This is a genomic window from Sphingomonas koreensis (genome assembly GCF_002797435.1).
In the GTDB taxonomy this organism is placed as follows: Bacteria; Pseudomonadota; Alphaproteobacteria; order Sphingomonadales; family Sphingomonadaceae; genus Sphingomonas; species Sphingomonas koreensis.
The window spans coordinates 1,067,390-1,089,512 of record NZ_PGEN01000001.1 but is presented as its reverse complement, the minus strand read 5'-3'; the positions used below and the strand labels follow the sequence as shown (position 1 = coordinate 1,089,512).

Annotated in this window: 29 protein-coding genes; 9 read left to right on the top strand and 20 right to left on the bottom strand. The window is 66.3% G+C overall.

All coding sequences use genetic code 11. The features are described 5' to 3' along the window. Window positions 1-25 precede the first annotated feature (25 nt). Window positions 26-1,081: a tRNA epoxyqueuosine(34) reductase QueG gene (gene queG / locus BDW16_RS05225; protein ID WP_066578542.1), complete on the top strand. Its 1,056-nt coding sequence runs from the start codon at window positions 26-28 to the stop codon at window positions 1,079-1,081. Here queG and BDW16_RS05220 read toward each other — a convergent pair. Both BDW16_RS05220 and BDW16_RS05215 read right to left on the bottom strand, forming a co-directional pair. Beyond that, a complete protein-coding gene (locus BDW16_RS05220) occupies window positions 1,059-1,433 on the bottom strand; it encodes a hypothetical protein (RefSeq protein ID WP_066578539.1) in 375 nt (124 codons plus the stop codon). The genes queG and BDW16_RS05220 overlap by 23 nt on opposite strands. Beyond that, on the bottom strand, window positions 1,430-2,122 hold the full coding sequence (locus BDW16_RS05215) for an EI24 domain-containing protein (RefSeq protein ID WP_307695152.1): 693 nt from the start codon (window positions 2,120-2,122) through the stop codon (window positions 1,430-1,432). The genes BDW16_RS05220 and BDW16_RS05215 overlap by 4 nt, the downstream gene beginning before the upstream one ends. A 90-nt stretch (window positions 2,123-2,212) precedes the next feature. On the opposite strand from BDW16_RS05215, the gene BDW16_RS05210 reads away from it, so the two are divergent. Together BDW16_RS05210 and BDW16_RS05205 are read left to right on the top strand one after the other, a co-directional pair. Then, window positions 2,213-3,211 (top strand): adenosine kinase, encoded by a 999-nt coding sequence (locus BDW16_RS05210; protein WP_066578534.1) that lies wholly within the window; start codon window positions 2,213-2,215, stop codon window positions 3,209-3,211. Between the two features lie 87 nt (window positions 3,212-3,298). Then, the gene (locus BDW16_RS05205; protein WP_066578529.1) at window positions 3,299-4,492 is read left to right on the top strand and encodes a GNAT family N-acetyltransferase; all 1,194 of its coding nucleotides are present in this window, start codon (window positions 3,299-3,301) and stop codon (window positions 4,490-4,492) included. A gap of 82 nt (window positions 4,493-4,574) precedes the next feature. Here the strand turns inward: BDW16_RS05205 and BDW16_RS05200 are convergent, their stop codons facing one another. The 10 genes from BDW16_RS05200 to hisB all read right to left on the bottom strand — a co-directional run bounded on the left by BDW16_RS05200 (window position 4,575) and on the right by hisB (window position 10,507). Then, a complete protein-coding gene (locus tag BDW16_RS05200; RefSeq protein ID WP_066578519.1) occupies window positions 4,575-6,113 on the bottom strand; it encodes an amino acid permease in 1,539 nt (512 codons plus the stop codon). Window positions 6,114-6,216: 103 nt separating this feature from the next. Then, entirely contained in the window at window positions 6,217-6,594 is a 378-nt protein-coding gene (locus tag BDW16_RS05195; RefSeq protein ID WP_066578514.1) for a histidine triad nucleotide-binding protein, read from the bottom strand. Continuing rightward, window positions 6,584-6,907: a phosphoribosyl-ATP diphosphatase gene (locus BDW16_RS05190; protein WP_066578508.1), complete on the bottom strand. Its 324-nt coding sequence runs from the start codon at window positions 6,905-6,907 to the stop codon at window positions 6,584-6,586. The genes BDW16_RS05195 and BDW16_RS05190 overlap by 11 nt, the downstream gene beginning before the upstream one ends. Window positions 6,908-6,939: 32 nt before the next feature. Then, entirely contained in the window at window positions 6,940-7,122 is a 183-nt protein-coding gene (locus tag BDW16_RS05185; RefSeq protein ID WP_066578505.1) for a hypothetical protein, read from the bottom strand. Window positions 7,123-7,163: 41 nt separating this feature from the next. After that, a complete protein-coding gene (locus BDW16_RS05180) occupies window positions 7,164-7,427 on the bottom strand; it encodes a PEP-CTERM sorting domain-containing protein (protein WP_066578501.1) in 264 nt (87 codons plus the stop codon). Between the two features lie 123 nt (window positions 7,428-7,550). Further along, on the bottom strand, window positions 7,551-8,318 hold the full coding sequence (gene hisF / locus BDW16_RS05175) for an imidazole glycerol phosphate synthase subunit HisF (RefSeq protein ID WP_066578495.1): 768 nt from the start codon (window positions 8,316-8,318) through the stop codon (window positions 7,551-7,553). Then, the gene (gene hisA / locus BDW16_RS05170; RefSeq protein ID WP_066578774.1) at window positions 8,315-9,043 is read right to left on the bottom strand and encodes a 1-(5-phosphoribosyl)-5-[(5-phosphoribosylamino)methylideneamino]imidazole-4-carboxamide isomerase; all 729 of its coding nucleotides are present in this window, start codon (window positions 9,041-9,043) and stop codon (window positions 8,315-8,317) included. The genes hisF and hisA overlap by 4 nt, the downstream gene beginning before the upstream one ends. Then, a complete protein-coding gene (gene hisH / locus BDW16_RS05165; RefSeq protein WP_066578493.1) occupies window positions 9,040-9,639 on the bottom strand; it encodes an imidazole glycerol phosphate synthase subunit HisH in 600 nt (199 codons plus the stop codon). Before hisH ends, hisA begins: the two co-directional genes overlap by 4 nt. Next, window positions 9,636-9,920 (bottom strand): YciI family protein, encoded by a 285-nt coding sequence (locus BDW16_RS05160; protein ID WP_066578490.1) that lies wholly within the window; start codon window positions 9,918-9,920, stop codon window positions 9,636-9,638. Before BDW16_RS05160 ends, hisH begins: the two co-directional genes overlap by 4 nt. Then, complete coding sequence (gene hisB, locus BDW16_RS05155; protein WP_066578762.1) at window positions 9,920-10,507, bottom strand: imidazoleglycerol-phosphate dehydratase HisB; 588 nt, start codon at window positions 10,505-10,507, stop codon at window positions 9,920-9,922. Before hisB ends, BDW16_RS05160 begins: the two co-directional genes overlap by 1 nt. A gap of 136 nt (window positions 10,508-10,643) precedes the next feature. Between hisB and BDW16_RS05150 the strand changes: the two genes are divergently transcribed. Beyond that, window positions 10,644-11,129 carry an SspB family protein gene (locus tag BDW16_RS05150; protein WP_066578487.1) on the top strand — a complete coding sequence of 162 codons (486 nt, stop codon included), beginning with the start codon at window positions 10,644-10,646 and terminating at the stop codon, window positions 11,127-11,129. 30 nt (window positions 11,130-11,159) lie between these two features. On the opposite strand, the gene BDW16_RS05145 is transcribed toward BDW16_RS05150, so the two are convergent. Then, entirely contained in the window at window positions 11,160-11,933 is a 774-nt protein-coding gene (locus BDW16_RS05145) for an SDR family oxidoreductase (protein ID WP_066578484.1), read from the bottom strand. A 131-nt stretch (window positions 11,934-12,064) separates the two neighbouring features. On the opposite strand from BDW16_RS05145, the gene BDW16_RS05140 reads away from it, so the two are divergent. The 5 genes from BDW16_RS05140 (at window position 12,065) to BDW16_RS05120 (ending at window position 16,038) form a co-directional block, all read left to right on the top strand. Beyond that, complete coding sequence (locus BDW16_RS05140; protein ID WP_066578475.1) at window positions 12,065-12,964, top strand: LysR family transcriptional regulator; 900 nt, start codon at window positions 12,065-12,067, stop codon at window positions 12,962-12,964. Between the two features lie 57 nt (window positions 12,965-13,021). Beyond that, entirely contained in the window at window positions 13,022-14,413 is a 1,392-nt protein-coding gene (gene fumC / locus BDW16_RS05135) for a class II fumarate hydratase (RefSeq protein ID WP_066578472.1), read from the top strand. An 88-nt stretch (window positions 14,414-14,501) separates the two neighbouring features. After that, on the top strand, window positions 14,502-14,699 hold the full coding sequence (locus BDW16_RS05130) for a hypothetical protein (RefSeq protein ID WP_066578470.1): 198 nt from the start codon (window positions 14,502-14,504) through the stop codon (window positions 14,697-14,699). Between the two features lie 44 nt (window positions 14,700-14,743). Beyond that, window positions 14,744-15,418 carry a guanylate kinase gene (gene gmk / locus BDW16_RS05125; protein ID WP_066578468.1) on the top strand — a complete coding sequence of 225 codons (675 nt, stop codon included), beginning with the start codon at window positions 14,744-14,746 and terminating at the stop codon, window positions 15,416-15,418. 26 nt (window positions 15,419-15,444) lie between these two features. Then, window positions 15,445-16,038, top strand: coding sequence for a hypothetical protein (locus BDW16_RS05120; protein WP_237241307.1), 594 nt, complete (start codon window positions 15,445-15,447; stop codon window positions 16,036-16,038). Between the two features lie 56 nt (window positions 16,039-16,094). On the opposite strand, the gene BDW16_RS05115 is transcribed toward BDW16_RS05120, so the two are convergent. The 7 genes from BDW16_RS05115 to BDW16_RS05085 form a co-directional block, all read right to left on the bottom strand. Further along, window positions 16,095-16,784, bottom strand: a complete 690-nt coding sequence (locus BDW16_RS05115) for an ATP12 family chaperone protein (protein WP_066578462.1) — start codon at window positions 16,782-16,784, stop codon at window positions 16,095-16,097. Between the two features lie 3 nt (window positions 16,785-16,787). Then, complete coding sequence (locus BDW16_RS05110) at window positions 16,788-17,009, bottom strand: hypothetical protein (protein WP_066578461.1); 222 nt, start codon at window positions 17,007-17,009, stop codon at window positions 16,788-16,790. Beyond that, window positions 17,006-17,665: an HAD-IA family hydrolase gene (locus tag BDW16_RS05105; RefSeq protein ID WP_066578458.1), complete on the bottom strand. Its 660-nt coding sequence runs from the start codon at window positions 17,663-17,665 to the stop codon at window positions 17,006-17,008. The genes BDW16_RS05110 and BDW16_RS05105 overlap by 4 nt, the downstream gene beginning before the upstream one ends. After that, window positions 17,662-18,807: an RluA family pseudouridine synthase gene (locus tag BDW16_RS05100; RefSeq protein ID WP_066578454.1), complete on the bottom strand. Its 1,146-nt coding sequence runs from the start codon at window positions 18,805-18,807 to the stop codon at window positions 17,662-17,664. Before BDW16_RS05100 ends, BDW16_RS05105 begins: the two co-directional genes overlap by 4 nt. After that, on the bottom strand, window positions 18,804-19,181 hold the full coding sequence (gene crcB / locus BDW16_RS05095) for a fluoride efflux transporter CrcB (RefSeq protein WP_066578451.1): 378 nt from the start codon (window positions 19,179-19,181) through the stop codon (window positions 18,804-18,806). The genes BDW16_RS05100 and crcB overlap by 4 nt, the downstream gene beginning before the upstream one ends. A gap of 198 nt (window positions 19,182-19,379) precedes the next feature. Next, a complete protein-coding gene (locus tag BDW16_RS05090) occupies window positions 19,380-20,114 on the bottom strand; it encodes a hypothetical protein (protein WP_066578442.1) in 735 nt (244 codons plus the stop codon). A gap of 205 nt (window positions 20,115-20,319) precedes the next feature. Continuing rightward, window positions 20,320-22,101: a DUF885 domain-containing protein gene (locus tag BDW16_RS05085; protein ID WP_241230573.1), complete on the bottom strand. Its 1,782-nt coding sequence runs from the start codon at window positions 22,099-22,101 to the stop codon at window positions 20,320-20,322. Between the last annotated feature and the right edge of the window lie 22 nt (window positions 22,102-22,123).

Here is a 22,123-nt window from a genome sequence, read left to right as displayed (position 1 = left end):
GCAGGAGCCGTGGTAGCGGGGGGTGATGCAGCAAGGCAAGTCACTGGAAGGCCGAATCCGCGACAAGGCGGCGGAGCTGGGCTTTGCGGCGTGCGGTTTCGCGCGTGCCGACGCGGCGCCGCTCGCGGGCAGGCGGCTGCACGAATGGCTGGCCGAGGGGCGGCACGGCGACATGATCTGGATGGCCGAGCGCGCGCATCACCGCGAGAGTCCGCGGGGGTTGTGGCCCGAGGTCAGGAGCGTGATCTCGCTCGGCATGAGCTATTCGCCCGCGAACGATCCGCTGGCACTGGCCGATGTGCCGGATCGGGCGCGCATCTCGGTCTATGCGCAGGGCGCCGATTATCACGATGTGATGAAGAAGACGCTGAAGGCGCTGGGCCGCTGGCTCGCGCAGGAGGCGGGATGCGACCTCAAAGTGTTCGTCGATACCGCGCCGGTGATGGAAAAGCCGCTGGCCGAGGCGGCGGGGCTGGGCTGGCAGGGAAAGCACACCAACCTGGTCAGTCGCTACCATGGCAGCTGGCTGTTCCTTGGGGCGATCTACACGACGCTGGAGCTGGAACCCGACGGCCGGAGCGGCGGTGGGTGCGGATCGTGCGATGCCTGCCAGACGGCGTGCCCGACCGACGCGTTTCCCGCGCCTTATCGGCTCGATGCGCGCCGCTGCATTTCGTACCTCACGATCGAGTTGAAAGGGCCGATCCCGGAGGAGTTTCGCGAGGGGATCGGCAATCGCATCTATGGCTGCGACGATTGCCTTGCAGTGTGCCCGTGGAACAAGTTCGCAGCCGCGGCGGCGGCGAACCTGTCCTTTGCGCCGCGCGCGGAGCTGACCGCGCCCGAGCTGCGCGATCTGCTCGCGCTGGACGATGCGGGTTTCCGGCAGGTCTTTTCCGGATCGCCGATCAAGCGGATCGGGCGTGACCGGATGATGCGCAACTGCCTGATCGCGGCAGGAAACAGCGGCGATGCGGCGCTGCTGCCCGCGGTTGAGGCGCTGCGCGACGATCCCGATCCGGTTGTGGCCGAGGCAGCGGACTGGGCGCAGGCGCGCCTTACTTCCCGCGGTTCGCCCTGAGCGCGGCGGCGCAGCTCGACTGGTCGATCGGCTTGCCGTCGCGCTGGCGGGTCTCGGCAAAGGTTACCGTGGCGTCGCCGCGACCCGATTTGGGGGGGTAGAGATAGGCGTCGAGAACGCAGATTGGCCCGCCGAACTGGAGCTTGCGTGCGCTACCCTCGCTGATGTCGAGCTGGGGGCGGCCGAACTGGCCGATCAGTGCGTTGGCGCTCGCGCCCATCACCGTGGTGAGTGCCGCCATGCCGGGCTGGGGCACCGGGATCGGTGCGGCACGGACGACCGGGGGCGGCTTGCCGCCACCCCCGCATCCGGCGAGCAGGAGGAGCAATGCGGCGGGGGCGATCAACTTCAAGGGGCGGTCCTCCGGTGGAACAGGTGCGTTGCCATCGCCGCGCCGAGGACGGGCGCGACGAAATTGACGAACGGCACGAAAAACAACGCGGTGCCGGCTGCACCCAGCGTGAACCGCGATAGCCGCGTCACGCCGCGCCAGCGGGCAAGATCGTCGTCGGGCAGGTGTCTGACCGCGACCATGTCGCCCAGATCGCGCCCGAGCAGCCAGCTATTGACGAGGAAAAAGGCGAGCGCAGTGCCGACTCCGGTGACGAGCAGGACGATGTAAAGGGGCACGAGCACGAGATTGACCAGCAGCGCGCGGACCGCAGACCGCATGCCCATAGCGAGCGAGCGCGCGAAGCTGAGGTCACGGGAGGCGGCGAAACGTGCGGGGTAGTGTTTCGCTTCGACCGCGTGGACCACTTCGTCGGCGAAGACCCCGATCACCGCGACAGCGATCGCGCGGAACAACAGCCAACCGCCAAGCAGCCCGATCAGCAACGCGACCGCGGAGGCAGCGGCGGCCGTGGTCTCGCTTCCCTCGAAATAATGCCGGACGAGCGCATCGGTCCCGAACCAGAGTGCGCTGCCGAGCGCAGCGAAGATCGCCAGCGTCAGCAGCATCGATTTCAGGAATACGGTGAGGATCCGCTTATCGCCGAGCTGGCGGACCGAGAGAAGAAAGGCATCGAGCATCGCGAGCATGGATGGGCCGGGCGTGCGTCCCAAGTCAACGCAGTTGCGTGAAGTCGCCGTGTCCACTAGGCGCGCGAAAACCTTTCTCCGGAGATCAAAGTGACCGCACCCGTCCATGACGTCGTCGCCATCGGCAATGCCATCGTCGATGTTCTTGCCTCTGCCGAGGACAGCTTCATTGAAGAGATCGGCGTCGCCAAGGGCTCGATGCAGCTGATCTTCTCGGCAGAGGATGCGGATGCGCTGTACGATCGCATGGGGCCGGGGCGCGAGATTTCGGGCGGGTCTGCGGGCAATACCGTCGCCGGCATGGCGGCGCTGGGCAGCCGCTGCGCGTTCATCGGGCAGGTCGCCGACGATCAACTCGGTGCGGTCTTCGCGCATGATCTGCGCGCCACCGGCGTCGATTTCGACACGGAAGTGCGTCCGGGATCGCCGTCGACCGCGCGCTGCCTGATCTTCGTGACGCCCGACGGGCAGCGCACGATGAACACCTTCCTCGGCGCGTCGCAGTTCCTGCCCGAAAAGGCGCTGGACCGCGATCTGATCGCTGGCGGTGCGATCCTGTATCTCGAAGGCTATCTGTGGGATCCCGAAGAACCGCGCCAGGCGATGCGAGCCGCGATCGATATCGCGCGCGGTGCGGGCCGGAAGGTCGCGTTCACACTGTCGGACGTGTTCTGCATCAACCGTCACGGTGGCGATTTCCGCATTCTGATCGGTGATGGGCTGATCGATATCCTGTTCGCGAACGAGAACGAGCTGCTGGCGCTTGCCGAGGTCGAGGACTTCGAAGCAGCGGTAGCCAAGATCGCGGCTCAGGTGCCGGTGCTGGTGGTGACGCGCAGCGAGAAGGGCGCGATCGCCATCTCCAACGGCACCCGTGCCGAAGTGCCCGCCGAGCCGATCGAGAAGGTGGTGGACACGACCGGCGCGGGCGACCTGTTCGCTGCGGGCTTCCTGCATGGGCAGGCCCAGGGCTGGACTCTCGATAAGTCGCTGAAGCTGGGCGCAGTGTGCGCGGCGGAGATCATCAGCCACTATGGTGCGCGGCCTGAGGTGGACCTCAAGGCACTGGCGGCGGCAAAGCTGGGCTGATCCCTGCGGCCCCGTTGAAAATCCGGGCCGCCGCTTACCTTATGTCAGCGATTTGACCTTACCCCGTGCGCGAGCATGGGAGCGGGGATGCAGCAGGCGCAAACATCGGAACGGGCGATCGAGCCGGCGATCGTCGTCGGGCTGCACGACGGCGTTCCGGCGCTGATGGATGCTTTGGCAGACCGCGCGGATCCCCATAACCGCTTTCTGCGGGCAGCCTGGTACCGGATGGCGGCGGGTGAGGGCATCGCGACCGTTGCTGCGATCCGGGTCGATGGTACGCCGGTCGCGGCGCTGCCCACCGCGCCGCTCGGCCCTGCCCTGATCGGCGCACGCAGCGTTCCGGGCAGCTATTGGCCGTTCCGATCGGTTCCGCTCGATCCCGATACATCCGATGAAGAATTGACGGCATTTCTTGCCGACCGGGCGAGCATATCGGCGCTTGGCCCGGCGTGGCGGATCGGGCCGATCTATGCCAGCGACCCTGCAACGGCGCGGATCAAGCGTGCGGCCGGCGTGGCGGGGTGGACGGTGCTGACACGCAAGCTTGGCCGCACGTTCCTGTTCGACGCGCGCGACGAAGCCTGGCCTCGGCGATCGACGCGCCGCCGCCTGGCCAATTACGAACGCCAGCTGGCGCAGCTGGGTGCCGTGACGATACGGCATGTGAGCGGCGCGGACTGGAGCGCGGCCGTGCTCGACGATCTGGCCGCAATCGAAGCAGCTAGCTGGGTGGGGACCGGGACCGACGGCACCGGTGCCAAGTTTCTGACCGATGCCAAGCGCGCCGGGTGGCTGGCGGCCGTGATGGATCCGGTGCTGGCGCAGGCGTTGTCGGCGACGATACTGTCGGTTGGCGGCAAGCCTGCGGCCTTCTCGTTCGATCTGCAGTCCGGGACGATGCAATATGGCATCGCCAGCAGTTATGACGCGCAATTCGCCGCCTTCCGGCCCGGCAAGATCGTGACGGCCTATCAGTTGGATGCTGCCCGCAGGGCCGGAATCGAGACGATCGACCTGGGTGCCGGCGATTCGGGATACAAGCGTGAGATGGGGGCCGTGGCAGGCCCGGAAATCCTCGATCTGCTGATTGTGCGCAATCGGCCTGCGGCGTCGCTGCTGGGGCTGCGCTGGGGAGCGGAATCCGAAATCGCCCGCGAAGCCTATCTGGCGGCATCGAAGTTGCGCGACACTGGCCGGGATCGCGGAGATCGGGGACGGATCGAGGCATTGCTGGCGCTGGGCGCGCTTGCCGCGGCGGCGCTGACCTTCGCGGAATAGACCGGAACCGGATTGAAGGCAGGAACGAAGAAGGGGCCGGGAGATTGCTCCCCCGGCCCCTCTTTCTTGCGTACTCTGAGGCTCAGTGCGTGCCGGGAACCGGCGGGTCGAGCTCCTGATATGCTTCGTGCTCAGGCGTCTCGACGATGCCGCGGCCGACATGGCTCTTGCGGCGGCTATAGCCGAAATAGACCAGCAGCCCGAGCGCCGCCCAGCCGACGAACATCATCTTGGTGTCGTGGCCGAGGCTGTAGAACAGATAGGCGCAGCCCAGGATCGCGATCGGCGCCGTGATGATGATCAGCGGCGTGCGGAACGGGCGCTTGCGGTCCGGATCGGTACGGCGAAGCACCAGCACCGCGATAGACACCGCAGCAAAGGCGAACAACGTGCCCGAGTTGGAGATGTCGGCGAGCTTGCCCACCGGGAAGAAGGCCGCGAACAGCGCCACGAACACGCCCGTCAGGATGGTGATGACGTGCGGGGTGTGGAACTTCGGATGGACCTTCGAGAAGACCGCGGGCAGCAGGCCGTCGCGGCTCATCACGAAGAAGATTCGGGTCTGGCCGAACATCATCATCAGGATGACCGAAGGCAGGGCGAGACCGGCGGCGAGGCCGATCAGGTTGCCGATCTGCGGCCAGCCGATTTCACGCAGCGTCCAGGCGAGCGCTTCCTTCGAGCAGACGACGGCTTCCTTGCCGGTTGCAGCAGCCGTCTCGACGCAAGCCTTGGTCAGCTCGGTGCTGCCCGGAGGCAGGGCCGCGCCATCAGGCCCGAGAATCGGCTGAGCGCCGACGCTGCCGATCACGCCGGCGGCGACGAGCAGGTAGAAGATGGTGCAGATGGCGAGCGAGCCGATCAGGCCGATCGGCATGTTGCGCTGAGGGTTCTTGGTTTCTTCGGCAGCGGTCGAGACCGCGTCGAAGCCGACATATGCGAAGAAGATCGAGGCGGCAGCGGCCGAAACACCGGCGAAGCCGAGCGGCGAGAAGGGCTCGAAATTCTGCATGTTCATCACCGGAATCGCGAGGATGATGAACAGCGACAGCGCGGAAACCTTGACCAGAACCAGAACCGAATTGACAAATGCGCTCTCCTTGGTGCCGATCACCAGGAGCCAGGTGACGAGACCGGCGATGAGCATCGCGGGCAGGTTGATGATGCCGCCGTCATAGGGGCCGCGCACCAGCGCGTCGGGTATGTCGAGCGCGAAGGCGTTCTCGATCAATCCGACGACATAGCCTGACCATCCGACGGACACCGCGCCTGCGGCCACCGCATATTCGAGGATCAGCGCCCAGCCGACCATCCAGGCGATCAGCTCGCCCATCACGGCGTAGCTATAGGTGTAGGCGGAGCCGGAGACGGGCACCATTGCCGCCATTTCGGCATAGCAGAGCGCTGCGACTGCGCAGACCACGCCGGCGATCACGAACGACAGCATCATGCCGGGGCCGGCCTTCTGCGCCGCTTCGGCGGTGAGAACGAAAATGCCGGTGCCGATCACCGCGCCGATGCCGAGCATGGTGAGCTGGAACGCTCCCAGCGAACGGTGGAGCGATTTCTTTTCGGCGGTGGCTAGGATGGCGTCGAGTGGTTTTACGCGCCCGAATATCATGCAACTTCCCCCAATGCGGCTCGGTTCTTGCCTTGTCGCCGCTGATACGAAAGCCGGGACCCTAGCCGCAAAATGGGATGGTGCAATCCCCCAAGTGCGCAGCTTATCGCGTGAGCATTGGCCCCAGCGTCTTGCCGGCGAAGATATGGATATGGAGGTGGGGTACCTCCTGCCCGCCATTGGCGCCGACATTGGCAAGCAGGCGATAGCCGGGCTCTACCGCTCCGGCTTGGCGTGCGACGATCCCGACGGCACGGACAAAACCAGCGATTTCAGCGTCCGAAGCGCGTGCGGAGAAGTCGTCCCATGACACATAGGCGCCCGTCGGGATCACCAGCAAATGCGTGGGAGCGAGCGGGTTGATGTCATGGAATGCGATCGCGTACGCATCCTCATAGACTCGCTTCGACGGGATTTCGCCGCGGAGGATCTTGGCGAAAATGTTCTGGTCGTCATAGGGCTGGGTCGCGTCAATCGGCATGTCGGCTGGCCTTTTCATCGATTCCGGAGATGCCTTCGCGACGAGCGAGTTCGGCGCGGACGTCGTCGAGCGAAAGCCCGGTGTCCGCGAGCAGGACGAGGAGATGGAAGATCAGATCGGCCGCCTCGCCGGTCAGCCCGTCGCGATCGTCCTGCACCGCCGCGATCGCGGCCTCGACCGCTTCCTCGCCCAGCTTCTGCGCGATCTTGGCGCGGCCTTTGGCGGTCAGTTTGGCGACATAGGAGGTCGCGGGATCGCCGGTACGGCGCTCGCGGATCACGGCTTCGAGCGTGTCGAGAATATCGGCGGCCATGGAGAGGGCAGTCCCCTAGCGGCGTGCCGCTGTCAATCCTTGGGCTTGCGCTTGCGGCGGCGCATCGCGCGCTGGGCGAGCCAGATGCCTCCTGCGGCCATGGCAGCGAGCGCGAGGTCCGAGAGCTCAGGCATCGTACGGCGCGTCACGCCCCCGCCATCCGCGGCGAGCGCGGGCATCACGGTGAGCAGCAGGAGGGGCAGGGCGCGGATCATGCGGCGAGCATAAATCCGCCTCCCTGCGAAAAAGTGAAGCCCTAATCCTGTTTGCGGCGGCTGCGGCGGATCAGTGCGGCGCCGGCGATGCCGAGCGCGAACAGGCCGAGTGCGGCAGGCTCGGGGATCGAGGCGGGGCTGCCACCCGACGAACTCGAAGGTGCGCCGCCGGACGAGCTAGACGTGCCGCCGCTCGACGATCCTTCGGGTGTCGAGGGTGGCGGGGTATCCATCGCAAATACAGGCGCGGCAGGCAGCGCCGCGGCCGCGGCGATCGCCGCAAGACAGACGTTGAATCGCGTCACAGAGACTCTCCTTCCCATTTGTGGGAGGGAAGGACAGCAAGAAAGCTGCCAGAAGCGCCGATGTGCCGGATTCAGCGCGAGTCCCTGGTTAATCGCCACGGCATGAAGATGGTAATTGTAAAGTTAACCGACGCTACGGACCGGGATTCCCGCTGCGGCGAGCGCGGCATGCGCGCCGACAATGCTGGCCTCGCCGAAATGGAAGATCGAGGCGGCGAGGACTGCGCTGGCATGGCCGTCGCGGATGCCGGCCACGAGATGGTCGAGATTGCCGACCCCGCCCGAGGCGACCACGGGTACGCGCACCCGATCGGCGATGGTGCGGATCAGATCGAGGTCATAGCCGTCGCGGGTGCCGTCGCGGTCCATCGAGGTGAGCAGCAGCTCGCCCGCGCCCAGCTTTGCGAGGTGGAGCGCATGTTCGACCGCGTCGATCCCGGTCGGCTTGCGGCCGCCATGGGTAAATACCTCCCAGCGCCCATCCGCCACCCGGCGCGCATCGACCGAGGCGACGATGCACTGGCTGCCGAAACGCTCGGCGATCTCGCTCACCACCTCGGGTCGCGTGACCGCTGCTGAGTTGACCGCCACCTTGTCCGCGCCGGCAAGCAGGAGCGCGCGTGCGTCCTCGGCACTGCGCACGCCGCCGCCGACGGTGAGGGGCATGAAGCACACCTCGGCGGTGCGGCGCACCACATCGATGATCGTGCCCCGCGCCTCGTGGCTGGCGGTGATGTCGAGGAAGCAGAGCTCGTCGGCGCCCGCGGCGTCATACGCACGGGCCTGCTCGACCGGGTCGCCCGCGTCGCGCAGGTTCACGAAGTTCACGCCCTTGACGACGCGGCCATTGGCGACGTCGAGACAGGGGATGACGCGCGCGCGGACGGTCATTGTGCGACTTTGGCCGCGGCCTTCAGCGCCTCGGCGAGGTCGAGGCGGCCATCGTACAGTGCGCGGCCGGTGATGACGCCTTCGATCCCGGGCTTGCCGGCCAGCGCGTGGATGTCGGAGATGTCCGCCACCCCGCCGCTGGCGATCACCGGGATCGAGACTTCGGCAGCGAGCGCCGCGGTCGCCTCGACATTACAGCCTTTCAGCAGGCCGTCGCGGCCGACATCGGTGAACAGGAGCGCGGCGACGCCGGCATCCTCGAACCGGTGACCGAGTTCGGCGATCGAGACGGTCGAGACGTCGGCCCAGCCCTTGGTCGCGACGAAACCGTCGCGCGCATCGACCGCGACGACGATCTGGCCGGGATGCGCGGCGGCGGCCTCACGCACGAAATCCGGGTCCTCGAGTGCGGCAGTGCCGATCACGACGCGGCTGACGCCCATATCGATCCAGCGCTCGACCGAGGCGCGGTTGCGGATGCCGCCGCCGAGCTGAACCTTGCCCGGAAAGCGCGCGAGGATCGCGGCGACCGCGCCGCCATTGATCGATTCGCCGGCGAATGCGGCATCAAGATCGACGACGTGGAGGTGAGTCGCGCCCGCCTTTGCAAAGGCTTCGGCCTGCGCTGCGGGGTTCTCGCCGTAGACGGTGGCGCGGGTCATATCCCCTTCGGCCAGACGGACGACCTGACCGGCCTTGAGGTCGATGGCGGGGAAGACGATCACGGGTTCCACCTCAGAAAGCGTTCGAGCAATGCCAAGCCATAGCGCTGGCTCTTTTCGGGGTGGAACTGCACCCCGGCGAAATTGTCGCGGCCGATCGCGGCGGTGACCTGGCCGCCATGTTCGGTCGTGGCGAGCACCGCCTCGCCACTATAGGCGAAGCTGTGCAGGAAATAGGCCTCGCCCGGCTCGATCAGCGGGTGGGGGACGATCGGAACGACATCGTTCCAGCCCATATGGGGGATACGGACATTGCTGGCGGGCAACTCGCGGACGGCACCGCCAAGCCAGCCCAGGCCCTGGTGCGTGCCCAGTTCCTCACCGGTCTTCGCCAGCAGCTGCATACCGACGCAGACGCCAAGAAAGGGGGCGGCATCCGTGAGCACACGCTGGTCGAGCGCTTCGACCATGCCGGGAATCGCGCGAAGCCCCGAGGCACAGGCGCCGAATGCGCCGACACCGGGCAGGACGATGCGATCCGCCTTCAGCACGGCATCGGGATCGGCGGTGACAGCGACGTCCGCGGCTCCCGCCGCCTTGAGCGCATTGTGGACCGAGTGGAGATTGCCCGCGCCGTAATCGATCAGCGCAATGCTCACTGGCCGAGCGCCTCCAGCCCCGGCGCCAGGATCGAGGGAGCAACCTCGATGAATTCATAGTCGGCCGCGCCCTCGGTCGCGAAGGGATCGGTGGCGCACCACGTCTTCACATCGTCGAGCGTGCCCCGCACCAGCAGCATGCCGCCGGTCACCGGCACCTTGCGCCCGGCGAGCAGGAGGCGGCCATCTGCAAGCCCCTGTTTCAGCCAATCGACATGCGCGGGGCGGAGCGCATCGATCGTCTCGATCGGCACCCTGTAGCTCAGCAGCACCGCGATCATCAGAGCGTGCCCTTGGTTGAGGGAATCGCGTCCGCCTTGCGGGGGTCGATTTCCACCGCCTGGCGCAGCGCGCGGGCGAGGCCCTTGAACGCGGCTTCGGCGATATGATGGTTGTTGGTGCCGTAGAGTGTCTCGATGTGCAGCGTCACGCCCGCGGTCTGCGCGAAGCTGTGGAACCAGTGCTCGAACATCTCGGTATCCATCTCGCCGAGCCGCTTCTGGCTGAACTGCGTCTTCCAGACGAGATAGGGACGGCCCGAAATGTCGATCGCGACGCGGGTCAGCGTTTCGTCCATGGGCGAGAGGGCGTCGGCGTAGCGGCGGATGCCGCGCTTGTCGCCCAGCGCCTTGGCCACCGCTTCGCCGATCGCGAGCCCGGTATCCTCGACCGTATGGTGCTGGTCGATATGCAAATCGCCCACCGTCTTCACCTCGAGATCGATCAGCGAGTGGCGTGAGAGCTGCTCGAGCATGTGGTCGAAGAAACCGATCCCGGTGGAGATCGCATAGCTGCCGGTGCCGTCGAGGTTCACGGTCACATCGACCGCGGTCTCGCTGGTCTTTCGGCTGATCGTCGCGGTGCGCATGGCCGCTCCATAGCGCCGTCCCATCGCCATGCAATGATGGCGGAGCTATGCCATGCCCCCAATTGATCTTCGTCTAACCGTTCTTGGCCAGCAGGCCATCTTGACCGGTGCGGCGAGGCCTGTAGGCAATGGACCCATGACCGGTAACGTGCCCGACAGCCTGATTCCCTATGACGAGATCGTGCAGGAGGCCCTGCGCGCAGTGGTCGGCCGCGTGCTCGATCAGGTCGCGGCCACGGGCGCACTGCCCGGGACGCACCATTTCTACATCACCTTCAAGACCCGTGCCCCGGGCGTCGATATCCCCGACCGGCTGCTCGAGCGGTTCCCGGACGAGATGACGATCGTGCTGCAGCACCGATTCTGGGACCTGAAGGTCGATGACGAGCGATTCTCGGTCGGTCTGAGCTTCAACCAGATCCCGTCGATGCTGGTGATTCCGTTTGCGGCGATCACCGGATTCCACGATCCCGCCGTCAATTTCGAGCTGCGTTTCCAGGCGGCCGAGGACCCCGACGGTCCCGAGCCGCATGACGAGGCCGAGAATGACGGCCCGCCCTTGGCGACCCCGGTCGAGGATGGATCGAACGTCGTCGCGGTGGACTTCAAGCGCAAGAAATAGGCTGGCGCGCGCGGCGCCAGCCCTGACGCGTCACTTGGTGGTGTAGCCGCCATTGACCAGGATGGTCTGCCCGGTCATCCACCAGCCGTCGCTGACCAGGAACCGGATCCACGGCACGATATCCTCGATATGTGTGAGGCCGGTCGGCGTGAAGGGTGACAGCGCCGCCGCCGTCTTGTGATAGGCCACCGCCTCAGGTCCTTCGGCGGGATAGAAGAAGGGCGTGTCCATCGGACCCGGCCCTATCGCCGTCACCGAAATGCCGCGCTCGCCGAATTCCTTGGATGCGGCGCGCGTGAAGTGCTCGACCGGCGCCTTGGTGCCCGCATAGCTGGCATAGAAGGGGGTGTAGGCGCCGAGCAGCGAAGTTACCAGGGTGCACACCTTGCCATTGTCTGCGACATGTCGGCCCGCTTCCTTGAGGAAGAAGAAAGCGGCCTTGGCGTTGACCGCGCTCATCGCGTCATATTCGGCCTCGCCGATCTCGACGATCGGCTTCTTGAGCACCTTGCCGACCGTGTTGATCGCGATGTCGGGCCGGCCGATCGCGTTGACCGTGTGAGCGAAGAGCTTCTCCATTGCGCCCGCGCTGGTGAGATCGGCCTGAATGGCGATCGCTTCGGCTCCCGCCGCGCGAATCGCCGCGACGGTCTCGGCCGCCGCGTCGGCGGTCGCAGCGCTGTTGTAGTGGATCGCCACCGCCTTCGCTCCGTGTGCGGCGAGATCGCGGGCGATCAGCCCGCCCAGATTCTTCGCGCCGCCCGCGATGAGGACCGTCTTTCCGCTGATACCGTGATCGGCCATGCGTTCGTCTCCCGATAGTTCCGCGACGCCGGTGCGGCGTGCGGTGAGTGCTCAACCTCGCGCAGGTAACTGTTCGTAAAAAGACGATCATTCTGGAATGACATGTCGTGATTTCTGGATAATCTGCAGCCATGGATCAGGTGACGCTCTTCCGCGTGTTCCTGCGCGTGGCTGAAAGCGCGAGCTTCACGCGCGCAGCCGACACGCTCGGCATGCCGCGTTCGTCGGTTTCCGCCGCGGTCCGCGAGCTGGAGGCGCGGGTGGGCGCGCGGCTGCTCCACCGCACGACGCGCAATGTCCGGATGACGCAGGAGGGACGCATTTTCCATGCGCATTGCACCCGCCTGGTCGCCGAAATGGAGGCGATGGAGGGGCTGTTCCGTCCGCAGGACAGCCCGCATGGCCGGTTGACGGTCGATGTGCCGGGCAGGCTGGGGCGCCTGATCGTCGCACCGGCGCTGCCGCACTTCCTCGACCGCTATCCGGGGATCGATCTCGTGCTCGGCGTGACCGACCGCGCGGTCAACCTGGTCGAGGACAATGTCGATTGCGCATTGCGGGTCGGCCCGTTGGCGGATTCAGCGATGGTGGCGCGGCGGGTCGGCGAACTGCGCTTCATCAATGTCGCCAGCCCGGCCTATCTCGCCCGCTTCGGAACCCCGCAATCGCCTGCCGATCTCACCGGACATCAGGGGGTGCTGTTCGCCTCGCCGACGACGGGGCGGGTCGAGGACTGGGAGTGGGAGGAAGGGGGGACATTGCGCCGGCTGGCAATCCCCGGTCGCGTGACGGTGAACAGTGCGGAGGCGCAGATCGCCTGTTGTCTTGCTGGTCTCGGGCTGATCCAGATTCCGGCCTATGATGTCCGCGCATATCTCGCGGCGGGCGAACTCGCGGAAGTGATGCCTGGCCATGTCGCTGCGCCTCTGCCGGTGACGCTGCTTCATCCCGACCGGCACCATGTTCCCGCACGGTTGCGCGTGTTCATGGACTGGATGACCGCGTTGCTGCGCGCCGAGGTGGTCGACTGAGCGCTTGCCGACGCGCGGTTTCTCCCTAGATCGGCGGCGACCACAGATGGAGGCGATGTGACCCAGACCCGCACCGAAACCGATTCGATTGGCGCGATCGAGGTACCCGCGGACGCCTATTGGGGGGCGCAGACGCAGCGAAGCATCGAGAATTTCCCGTTCGGGCTGACAGAGCGGATGCCGATCGGCATCGTTCGCGCCCAGGCGATCGTGAAGCAGGCAGCGGCGCGGGTGAACGCGAAGCATGGCCTGAAGCCCGAGATCGTCGCGGCGATCGAAGACGCGGCGCAGGCGATCGTGTCGGGGGAGCTCGACGATCAGTTTCCACTGGTGATCTGGCAGACCGGATCGGGCACCCAGACCAACATGAACGTGAACGAGGTGATCGCCGGCTTTGCCAACGAGAAGTTGGCGGGGACGCGCGGCGGCAAGACGCCGGTCCACCCCAACGATCATGTCAATATGAGCCAGTCGTCCAACGACAGCTTCCCCACCGCGCTGCACGTCGCGACGGTGCTGGCGACGCGCGACGCGCTGCTGCCGGCGTTGGGGCAATTGACCGCTTCGCTCGCCGCCAAGGCAGAAGCCTGGGACCATATCGTCAAGATCGGCCGTACCCACACCCAGGACGCGACCCCGCTGACGCTTGGGCAGGAATTCTCGGGCTATGCTGCGCAGCTGGTGAGCTGCCGCGCGCGGATCGAGGGTGCGCTCAACGGTAGTATCCGCAAGCTCGCGATCGGCGGCACCGCAGTGGGCACCGGGCTCAACGCGCCCGAGGGCTGGGCCGAGGACATGACGGCGGCGATCAGCGATATCACCGGGACGGAATTCCAGAACGCGCCGAACAAGTTCGAGCAGTTGGCGGCTAAGGACGGGCTCGTCTTCTTCTCGGGCGCGCTCAACACCCTCGCGGTTGCGCTCAACAAGATCGCCAATGATATCCGCTTCCTGGGGTCGGGGCCGCGCTCGGGGCTGGGCGAGCTGTCGCTGCCCGCGAACGAGCCTGGCAGCTCGATCATGCCGGGCAAGGTAAACCCGACCCAGGCCGAGTCGCTGACGATGGTCGCCGCGCAGGTGATCGGGAACAACCAGGCGGTCACCGTCGGCGGGATGCAGGGGCATTTCGAGCTCAACGTGTTCATGCCGCTGATCGGTGCGAACGTGCTGCGATCGATCCATCTGCTGTCCGTGGGGATGACGAGCTTTGCCGAACGCTGTGTCGACGGGATCGAGGCGAATGAGCGGCAGATCGCCGATCTGGTCGGGCGTTCGCTGATGCTCGTCACCGCGCTGGCGCCTGAGATCGGTTACGACAACGCCGCCAAGATCGCCAAGGTCGCGCATGCCGAAGGGCTGACCCTGCGCGAGGCTGGGTTGAAGCTGGGGCTGGTCGACGAGGCGACGTTCGACCGGCTGGTGCGGCCCGAGACGATGGTGGGGCGCTAGGGGCCGGACCCCAGGAGTCACCCGCCGTTCATGGAACCGCCGCGACAACCTGCCGTTGAAGGATCGGACCTAGGCAAGAGGAGCCAATATGATCGGACGGGTTATCGGTGCGCTGGTGGGGCGTGAGATCGACCGGCGCGACGGCAGCGGCGGCGCAAAGGGGGCCGCGATCGGCTTCCTTGCGGCGGGCGCGCTGAAGCGGATGGGACCGCTCGGCCTGGCTCTGGGCGGTGCCTATGTCGCCAAGAAGGCCTATGACCGGCACAAGGCGGGGCGTGGGAAGTAACGCCGCCGCTTGACGCATGCGCCATGCCCGCGCCAAAGGCGCGCATGGCGCATCGCGATTCCAAGTTTGAATTTGACCGCAGGGGCGTATTGTTCGTCCTCTCCTCGCCCTCCGGCGCGGGGAAATCGACCATCGCGCGCAAGCTGCTGGAGGTCGAACCCGGCATGGGCGTCTCCGTCTCCGCCACCACGCGTCCCATGCGCGAGGGCGAGCAGGACGGCCGAGAATATCATTTCGTGAGCACCGAAGAATTCAAGGCGCGCGCGGCGAACCATGAATTCCTCGAATGGGCGCACGTCTTCAACTATCGCTACGGCACGCCGCGCGCGCCGGTGAAGAAGATGCTGGCCGAGGGCCAGGATGTGCTGTTCGATGTCGATTGGCAGGGCGCACAGCAACTGTTCCAGCTCGAAGGCGGCGACGTCGTGCGCGTGTTCATCGTGCCGCCTTCGCTCACCGAGCTTGAGAAGCGGCTGCGCGACCGCAACACAGACAGCGAGGAAGTGATCCAGTATCGGATGAAGCGCGCCGAGCGCGAACTCTCCCACTGGGACGGCTATGACTATGTCGTGGTCAATGACGACCTGAATGCCTGTTTCGAGAAGGTCCACACGATCCTTCAGGCCGAACGCGAGAAACGCTCGCGCAAGCCCGGGTTGATCGGCTTCATCCGCGAGCGGCAGGAAGAAGCGGTCGCCATGGGGCTGACGACGCGCTAACCTTCTTGCCTGACAAGGGGAGACGCATGATGCCGAGAGCTGTACTGGGCGGCCTGCTGGGCGGGATCGCCATGTGGATCATAGGCTTCATCTTCTGGGGCACGCCGCTCAAATATCTGGCGCTGACCCAGACCAGCGATGCCGCGAGCGCGACGATCCAGGCGACACTGGCACAGCAGCTGGCGGCGACAGGCACCGGAGCCTATCCGATTCCCTGGCCCGACACCCCGACCGGAACGCAGCTTTACGGGCAAGGGCCGGTGGCGATGGTGCTGTTCAACAACAGCGGCTTTGCGGCGCTGGATACCAGCGCACTGATCAGCGGGCTGATCCTGGGCATCGTCTGTTCGATCCTGCTGGCGTTCGCATTGGCGCGGGTGACGGCGGGATGGAGCTTTGGCGGGCGGCTGACGGTCGTCGGCCTCTTCGCGCTGGCGATCACGACCTATGCCCAGCTCGGTCAGCCGATCTTCAACCATGCCCCCTGGGGCTATTTCGTCTATCTGTGGATCAGCGAGATCGCCGGGTGGCTGGCGGCGGGCGCGGCGATCGCGTGGATGCTGCCCAAGCCAGTGGTCGTGGCGCCGGTGGTGGAGCCGGTGGACCCTCCAACGGTCTGAACCCTCCCAGCCGTCACCTTGGCCTTGTGCTGGGGTGACGGCTGGGTAGCCGATCCCTAAAGCAGCGACAGGAAGCGTGCGCCCGCGTCGAAATCGGCCCGCCGCGTAGCGCGGGCCTTACGGGCGAGATCGTCCTCCCCCCAATGCTCGGCTTGCCAGTCCTCATCGAGATTGGCGGCGGACCAGATATCCTCGGGCGTTGCCGCGCCTTCGAGCAGCGCGAGCGCGGCAATCAGCGATCCGGTGACGGTGACCAAGGGGGAGAGCGCGGCGAGTTGGAAGGGCGAGAGGGCAGCGACCGCATCGGCGAGCTTTGCGACCGTCTCGGGCGACTGGGCGCGGTGCATCACGCCGGTGGTGGTGACCGGATCGATCCCATAGCGGGTGCGCGCCCAGTCGAGCAGCGGATCCCATGCCGCCTGCTGGCGCAGCTGAAGCTCGAGCGGATGATCGGCGCGATAGCAGAGCAGATCGCTCTCGCCGTACTTGGCCAAGCCCGCGGCGAAGGCGGCCGTATCCGGCGCGATCCGATCGATCGCGGCGTTGCTGAGGCCGGTGAGCGGCATCGCGCGCGGATCGATCGTCTCGCCGACATTGCGCCATTCGTCGGCCACTGCCTTGGCCAAGGCGGGCGAGGGCAGCGTCAACGGCACGCGGCCAGGCGTGCGGACAGGCTTGCCGTCGAGATGGATGTCGTGACCGTCCGGCACCGCTACGGCGTCGGCGTCCTTCCAGAAACGCTTCATGAGTTACGGATCCGGGGTAGGTGGCGTGCGCCAGCGACGCGCCAGAAAGCGGGGGACGACCGCGATGCAGTAGAGACCGGCGAGCAGGATCGCGCCGCCGAGCAGGCGCATCCACATCGAATCCGCCTTGCCCAGAATGACGAGGCCGAACACCGCGCCGGCGACGGCGACGATCTGGGTCATCACCATCACAAAATAGCGGTTGCGGGCGGGATCCTCGGTCATAACGCCTCCAGCATCGCCGGAAGGTCGCGCGCGGTGTCAGAGACGCGGTGCGCGCCGGCAGCCGTCAATTCATGGGGTTCGTGATAGCCCCATGCAACCCCCACGGCATGCGTTCCCGCGTTGATCGCCATGGCGATGTCGAAGCTGGTGTCGCCGATCATCGCGGTGGTGTGCGGCGCGGCGCCCGCCTCGGCGATCGCCAGCTCCAGCATCGAGGGATGCGGCTTGGAAGGATGGCGATCGGCGGTCTGGAGCGTGACGAATCGCCTGGTGAGCCCATGGTGTTCGAGGATAAGCGCAAGGCCGCGATCGGACTTGCCGGTGGCGACGCCGAGCAGCCAGCCGGCTTCGTCGAGTGCGTCGATCGCCTCGACGATACCGTCGAACAGCGGTTCGGGATCGAGCGCGCGGTCGGTGCGCATCGCATGGAAGGCGCGCTTATAGTCCTCGGCCATCAGTTCGTGCTGGCGCGCCTCCGCCTCGGGCAGCAGCGCCGCGATGGCAGGGACGAGGCTGAGGCCGACGATGCGGCGGATCGAGTCACGGCCCGGCGGTTCGAGCCGGTGCTGGGCGAAGCATGCTTCCATCGCACGGCAGATATTGGCTTGCGAATCGACGAGCGTGCCGTCGCAGTCGAACACGGCGAGGCGGTTCATTTCTTCTTCGGCTTTGCGGGCTTCGCTAGTTTTCCGGACTTCTCGGCCTTTTCCCCTCGGCCGCGCCGTTCGCCGCGGCGTTCCTTGCGATAGGTTTTGGCGTGCGCCTTGGCCTTCGCCTTTTCCTGCTCGCGGGACATCGGCGCCCTCTCGTCCGGCGGCATGTTGTCGCCGCGCTCGATGTCGAAGCCCAATTGGGTAAGCGTTTCGGCGAAGTGGGTGGGCAGATCCGCCGTCACGTCGAGCTTGCCGCCATCGGGATGATCGATGCGGATACGCCGCGAATGAAGGTGCATCTTGCGCGAGATGCTGCCCGACAGGAACGCCTCGGCTAGCCCGTACTTGCCGTCGCCGACGATCGGATGGCCGATCGCGGCCATGTGGACACGCAGCTGGTGCGTGCGCCCGGTATGCGGCTGAAGCTCGACCCAGGCGGCGCGGTTGCCGGCGCGATCGATCACGCGATAGCGGGTGCGCGCGGGCTGGCCCTCTTCCTCGTCCACCTGCATCTTCTCGCCGCCGGTGCCCGGCTGCTTGCCGAGCGGGAGGTCGATGAAGCCGTCCTCGATGCTCGGCACGCCCATGACGATCGCCCAATAGGTTTTCCGCGCGGTGCGCCCGGAAAAGTTCTTGGAGAAATAGGCGGCGGCACGAGCGGTGCGGGCGAGGACGAGCGCGCCCGACGTATCCTTGTCGAGCCGATGGACCAGCTTGGGCCGGGTATCGAGGTCGAAATAAAGGCCGTCGAGCAGCTGATCGACATGGTCGTGGGTCTTCGTGCCGCCCTGTGTCGCGAGGCCGGGTGGCTTGTTAATGACCATCGCCTGCGCGTCGCGATGGATGACCATCGATTCGGCGAACTCCATCTGTTCGGGCGTGAGCTGGGGGCGGGCCTTTTTCGGCTTTGCCGTGGCCGCCTGCACGGGTTCGGCCGGAGGTACGCGAATCACCTGTCCGGCCTGGATGCGGTCGCCGGGTGTGGCGCGCGCGCCATCGACGCGGAGCTGGCCGGTGCGCGCCCAGCGCGAGACGATGTTGAAGCTGGCATCGGGCAGGTGCCGCTTGAACCAGCGATCGAGCCGGATGCCGTCATCGTCGATGCCGACGGTGAACTGGCGGACGTTCTGCGAAGCGTCGCTCATGCGGCCACCCGTGCGATCTGGAGCCCGGCGAACAGCGCGAGGATCGAGCCGGCCACCGAGGCGAGGATGTAGAGCAGGGCAACGCCATGGTCGCCGCGCTGGAGCATGGTCGCGGTTTCGAGGGAGAAAGCGGAGAAGGTGGTGTAGCCGCCGAGCAGGCCGACGCCGAGCAGGTAGCGCAGCGCTTCGTCCCCGCTGGCGCGTGCGGCGAGCCAGCCGGCGAGCAGGCCCATGAGCATGCCGCCGAGAAGGTTCACGACCAGCGTGCCCCAGGGAAAGCCCTGTCCCCAAAGTGCGAGCGCGGCGCGGCCGGTGAGATGCCGTGCCCCGGCGCCGATCGCGCCGCCGAGCATGACGAGAAAGAGGTGGTTCATCCCGTGCCACTAGAGCATTTTCACATCGTGTGAAAATGCTCTCGCTTCTTGAGGTCGCATTTTCCGAGTCGTCGATCGCAGACGGTCAACTTGAAAATGCTTTGGTCGGGAAACGGGGGCGGGGACTAGGGCCTGAGCCCTGGGTCACCGCCCCCGTCGGGTGGAGGGGAGCGCTGGAACGCTCCCCTCCGGGAGAAACTAGTTACCGCCGTTAGCGATCAGGTCGAGATCGGTGCCGCCGTCGCTGCGCGCCGACATCATCACGACATAGGCCGAGCCGTCGCGGCCGCGGGTCCCCCCGAGGACGTGCTGGCCATCCTTGGCCTGATGCTCTGCGGTGAAACCGCCCTTGATCGCCTTCGTATAATACCAGTCGATCATCGTCTGGAGTGGCTGCGGAGTCGAGAAGCTTACCACCCGAAGTGAGCATTGGGCATCCTGCGCACCCGCTGCCTCGCTGACGCGGGCCTGCGGGTGGAGCGGCATGCCGGCGGGCATGCGCGCGGCCCACTGCGCCGAATAGGCGAGCTTGCCCGCGCAACCCGCGGTGCGCTTGTCCTTCTGCTTCGCCGCCAGGCTGCCGAGCGTGATCGCCGATTGCTGGGAGTCGCACGCCTCGCACTTCCCGCTGGGTGCCGGGGCCTTGAGCAGTTCGCCGTCCTTGGGCATCGCAGCCTTGCCGGCGGCGACCGTTTCCGAAGGCAGCGGCGCCGAATAGGGCTGGCTGGGCGGGCGGATCGCGTCCTTGTTTGACTGCGAGGCGAGCTGCGGATCGACCATGATCTGGTCCTGCAGCGCGCCCATCAGTGCGGGGTCGGCGGTGTTGCCGGTGATCTCGTTATCGAGCGCATCGACATTCTGGTTGTTCGCACCGCCGCCGCACGCGGCAAGCGCGAGCGGCAGAAGGACGACGGCACTGGCCAGGCGGATCATCAAGGAGCTCCCCATTTCGTTCAGCGTGATGCCAGATCAGGGTTAAGGAAGCGTTCGGGATACGGGCCGCGCGCCGTCTCAAGGGCGTCGTCATTCCCGCGAAGGCGGGAATCCATCGCCTCTGCCTCCTCGGCTCTACGCGACGGGCCAGCCAGAATGGATCCCCGTCTGCGCGGAGATGACGGACCAGGGAAAGTGAGAGCGCTCACCCCTTTGCCTTCTCCGCGGCGATCCAGGTCTCGATCTGTGCGTCGAGCACGTCGAGCGGCACGGCCCCCTGGGCGAGCACGGCGTCGTGGAAGCCCTTGAGGTCGAACTTTGCCCCCAGCGCTTTCTCCGCGCGGGCGCGCAGCTCGCGGATCTTGATCTCGCCGAGCTTGTAGCCGAGCGCCTGGGCCGGCCAGCTGATGTAGCGGTTGACCTCCGCGTCGATGTTCGCCGCCGACAGCGCGGTGTTGTCGAGCATGAACTGGACGGCCTGTTCCTTTGTCCAGCCCTTCGAATGGATGCCGGTGTCGACGACGAGGCGGCAGGCACGCCACATCTCGTAGCTGAGGCGGCCCATCTGCTTCTCTGGCGTGTCGTACAGCCCCATCTCGATCCCGATCCGCTCCGAATAGAGGCCCCAGCCCTCGGTGAAGGCGGTGAAGCTGGCGAGATGACGGCGGAACGGACTCGTCTCCATTTCCTGCTGGAGCGCGATCTGGTGGTGGTGGCCGGGGACGGCCTCGTGCGCGGTGAGCGCGGGCAGCTCGTAGAGCGGGCGCTGATCAAGCTTGGAGGTGTTGACGAAATAATTGCCGGCAAGGCCGAGCTGCGGGTTGCCCGGGCCGTAGTAGGCGGTGGTGGTGCCTTCGGCAGTCTCGGCGGGAATCTGCTTCAGGCCATAGGGCAGGCGGGCCATCTTGTAGAAGAAGCCGGGCATCTTGCCGTCGATCAGCTTGGCCTGGAAGGCCGCGGCCTCCATCAGCGCTTCGGGCGTCTTGGCGTAGTATTTGGGGTTGGTGCGCAACTCCTGCACGAACGCCTCGCGGCTGGGGTATCCGGCCTTCTTCGCGACCTCGGCCATTTCCGCGCGGATGCGTGCGACCTCGTCGAGGCCGATCTTGTGGATCTGCTCGGCGCTATAGTCGGTGGTGGTGAGCTGGCGGATGCGGAAGGCGTAGTATTTGGCGCCGCCGGGCTGGGCGGAGACGCCGACCGCCCTGGCGCATTTGGGCTCGTAGCTGGTGCGATAGAACTGCGCTGCCTTGGCATAGGAGGGGTTGATCGCCGTGGTAATCACCGACTTTGCCCGGGCCTGAAGCGCCGCCCATTCCGCATCGGTCGCGTCGGCGGGCTTGGGCCGGGCGAAGGGCGAATAGAAGCGCGATTTTACGGGGTCGTTCTGGATCACGCCGGTGATCGTTTTCTCGAAGCCTGCCAGGCTGACGCAGGGCTGGACGTAGCCGCCCTTCACTGCCTGCGCGGTGATGTCGATCAGCGTGTCGTTGGTCTTCGGGAACTGTTCGAGCCGGGTCAGATAATTGGCGTAGTCGGCCTTGCGGCGGAAGGACAGGCGGTCGGCCTGTCCGGCGGCGCCCTGCCAGGGGTTGGAATAGCTGGTGAACAGCATCGTGCGCTGGCCATAGCCGTTCGATTCGACGCTTTCGGCGAGCAGGCGGCGCAGGATCGCCTTGTCCGTGCGCTCGGCGGGCGAGAGGCCGGAATCGGCAATGGCGTCGAGGCGCTTCAGGAACGCTGCTTCGGCGGCGGCGCGGCGATCTTCCGCAGCGAGGCTGACGTCGCCGACTTCGGTCGCATATTCGGCATTGCCGATCGACAGCGCGAAACCGGGATTTTCCTTCTGTACCCAGGCGAAATGCTCCGCGAGCAAGGTGCGAAGATCATCGGACGGGGTTGCGGCGGCGGGGGCTGCAACCGCCAGCAGCGCTGCACCCAAGGCGATTCGCGCCGCGTTGCGACCACGGAAACTGTCAAAGCTCACACTAAGTACCCCCTGATGTCCT

Bases quoted from the DNA above. Each gene is read 5' to 3' on its own strand.
- queG (WP_066578542.1), top strand. From the start codon at position 26: ATGCAGCAAGGCAAGTCACTGGAAGGCCGAATCCGCGACAAGGCGGCG.
- BDW16_RS05215 (WP_307695152.1), bottom strand. From the start codon at position 2,122: ATGCTCGCGATGCTCGATGCCTTTCTTCTCTCGGTCCGCCAGCTCGGC.
- BDW16_RS05205 (WP_066578529.1), top strand. From the start codon at position 3,299: ATGCAGCAGGCGCAAACATCGGAACGGGCGATCGAGCCGGCGATCGTC.
- BDW16_RS05200 (WP_066578519.1), bottom strand. From the start codon at position 6,113: ATGATATTCGGGCGCGTAAAACCACTCGACGCCATCCTAGCCACCGCC.
- BDW16_RS05195 (WP_066578514.1), bottom strand. From the start codon at position 6,594: ATGCCGATTGACGCGACCCAGCCCTATGACGACCAGAACATTTTCGCC.
- BDW16_RS05190 (WP_066578508.1), bottom strand. From the start codon at position 6,907: ATGGCCGCCGATATTCTCGACACGCTCGAAGCCGTGATCCGCGAGCGC.
- BDW16_RS05185 (WP_066578505.1), bottom strand. From the start codon at position 7,122: ATGATCCGCGCCCTGCCCCTCCTGCTGCTCACCGTGATGCCCGCGCTC.
- hisF (WP_066578495.1), bottom strand. From the start codon at position 8,318: ATGACCGTCCGCGCGCGCGTCATCCCCTGTCTCGACGTCGCCAATGGC.
- BDW16_RS05160 (WP_066578490.1), bottom strand. From the start codon at position 9,920: ATGATCGCGGTGCTGCTGAGCTACAGGGTGCCGATCGAGACGATCGAT.
- hisB (WP_066578762.1), bottom strand. From the start codon at position 10,507: ATGCGCACCGCGACGATCAGCCGAAAGACCAGCGAGACCGCGGTCGAT.
- BDW16_RS05150 (WP_066578487.1), top strand. From the start codon at position 10,644: ATGACCGGTAACGTGCCCGACAGCCTGATTCCCTATGACGAGATCGTG.
- BDW16_RS05145 (WP_066578484.1), bottom strand. From the start codon at position 11,933: ATGGCCGATCACGGTATCAGCGGAAAGACGGTCCTCATCGCGGGCGGC.
- BDW16_RS05140 (WP_066578475.1), top strand. From the start codon at position 12,065: ATGGATCAGGTGACGCTCTTCCGCGTGTTCCTGCGCGTGGCTGAAAGC.
- BDW16_RS05130 (WP_066578470.1), top strand. From the start codon at position 14,502: ATGATCGGACGGGTTATCGGTGCGCTGGTGGGGCGTGAGATCGACCGG.
- gmk (WP_066578468.1), top strand. From the start codon at position 14,744: ATGGCGCATCGCGATTCCAAGTTTGAATTTGACCGCAGGGGCGTATTG.
- BDW16_RS05120 (WP_237241307.1), top strand. From the start codon at position 15,445: ATGATGCCGAGAGCTGTACTGGGCGGCCTGCTGGGCGGGATCGCCATG.
- BDW16_RS05115 (WP_066578462.1), bottom strand. From the start codon at position 16,784: ATGAAGCGTTTCTGGAAGGACGCCGACGCCGTAGCGGTGCCGGACGGT.
- BDW16_RS05110 (WP_066578461.1), bottom strand. From the start codon at position 17,009: ATGACCGAGGATCCCGCCCGCAACCGCTATTTTGTGATGGTGATGACC.
- BDW16_RS05105 (WP_066578458.1), bottom strand. From the start codon at position 17,665: ATGAACCGCCTCGCCGTGTTCGACTGCGACGGCACGCTCGTCGATTCG.
- BDW16_RS05100 (WP_066578454.1), bottom strand. From the start codon at position 18,807: ATGAGCGACGCTTCGCAGAACGTCCGCCAGTTCACCGTCGGCATCGAC.
- crcB (WP_066578451.1), bottom strand. From the start codon at position 19,181: ATGAACCACCTCTTTCTCGTCATGCTCGGCGGCGCGATCGGCGCCGGG.
- BDW16_RS05090 (WP_066578442.1), bottom strand. From the start codon at position 20,114: ATGATCCGCCTGGCCAGTGCCGTCGTCCTTCTGCCGCTCGCGCTTGCC.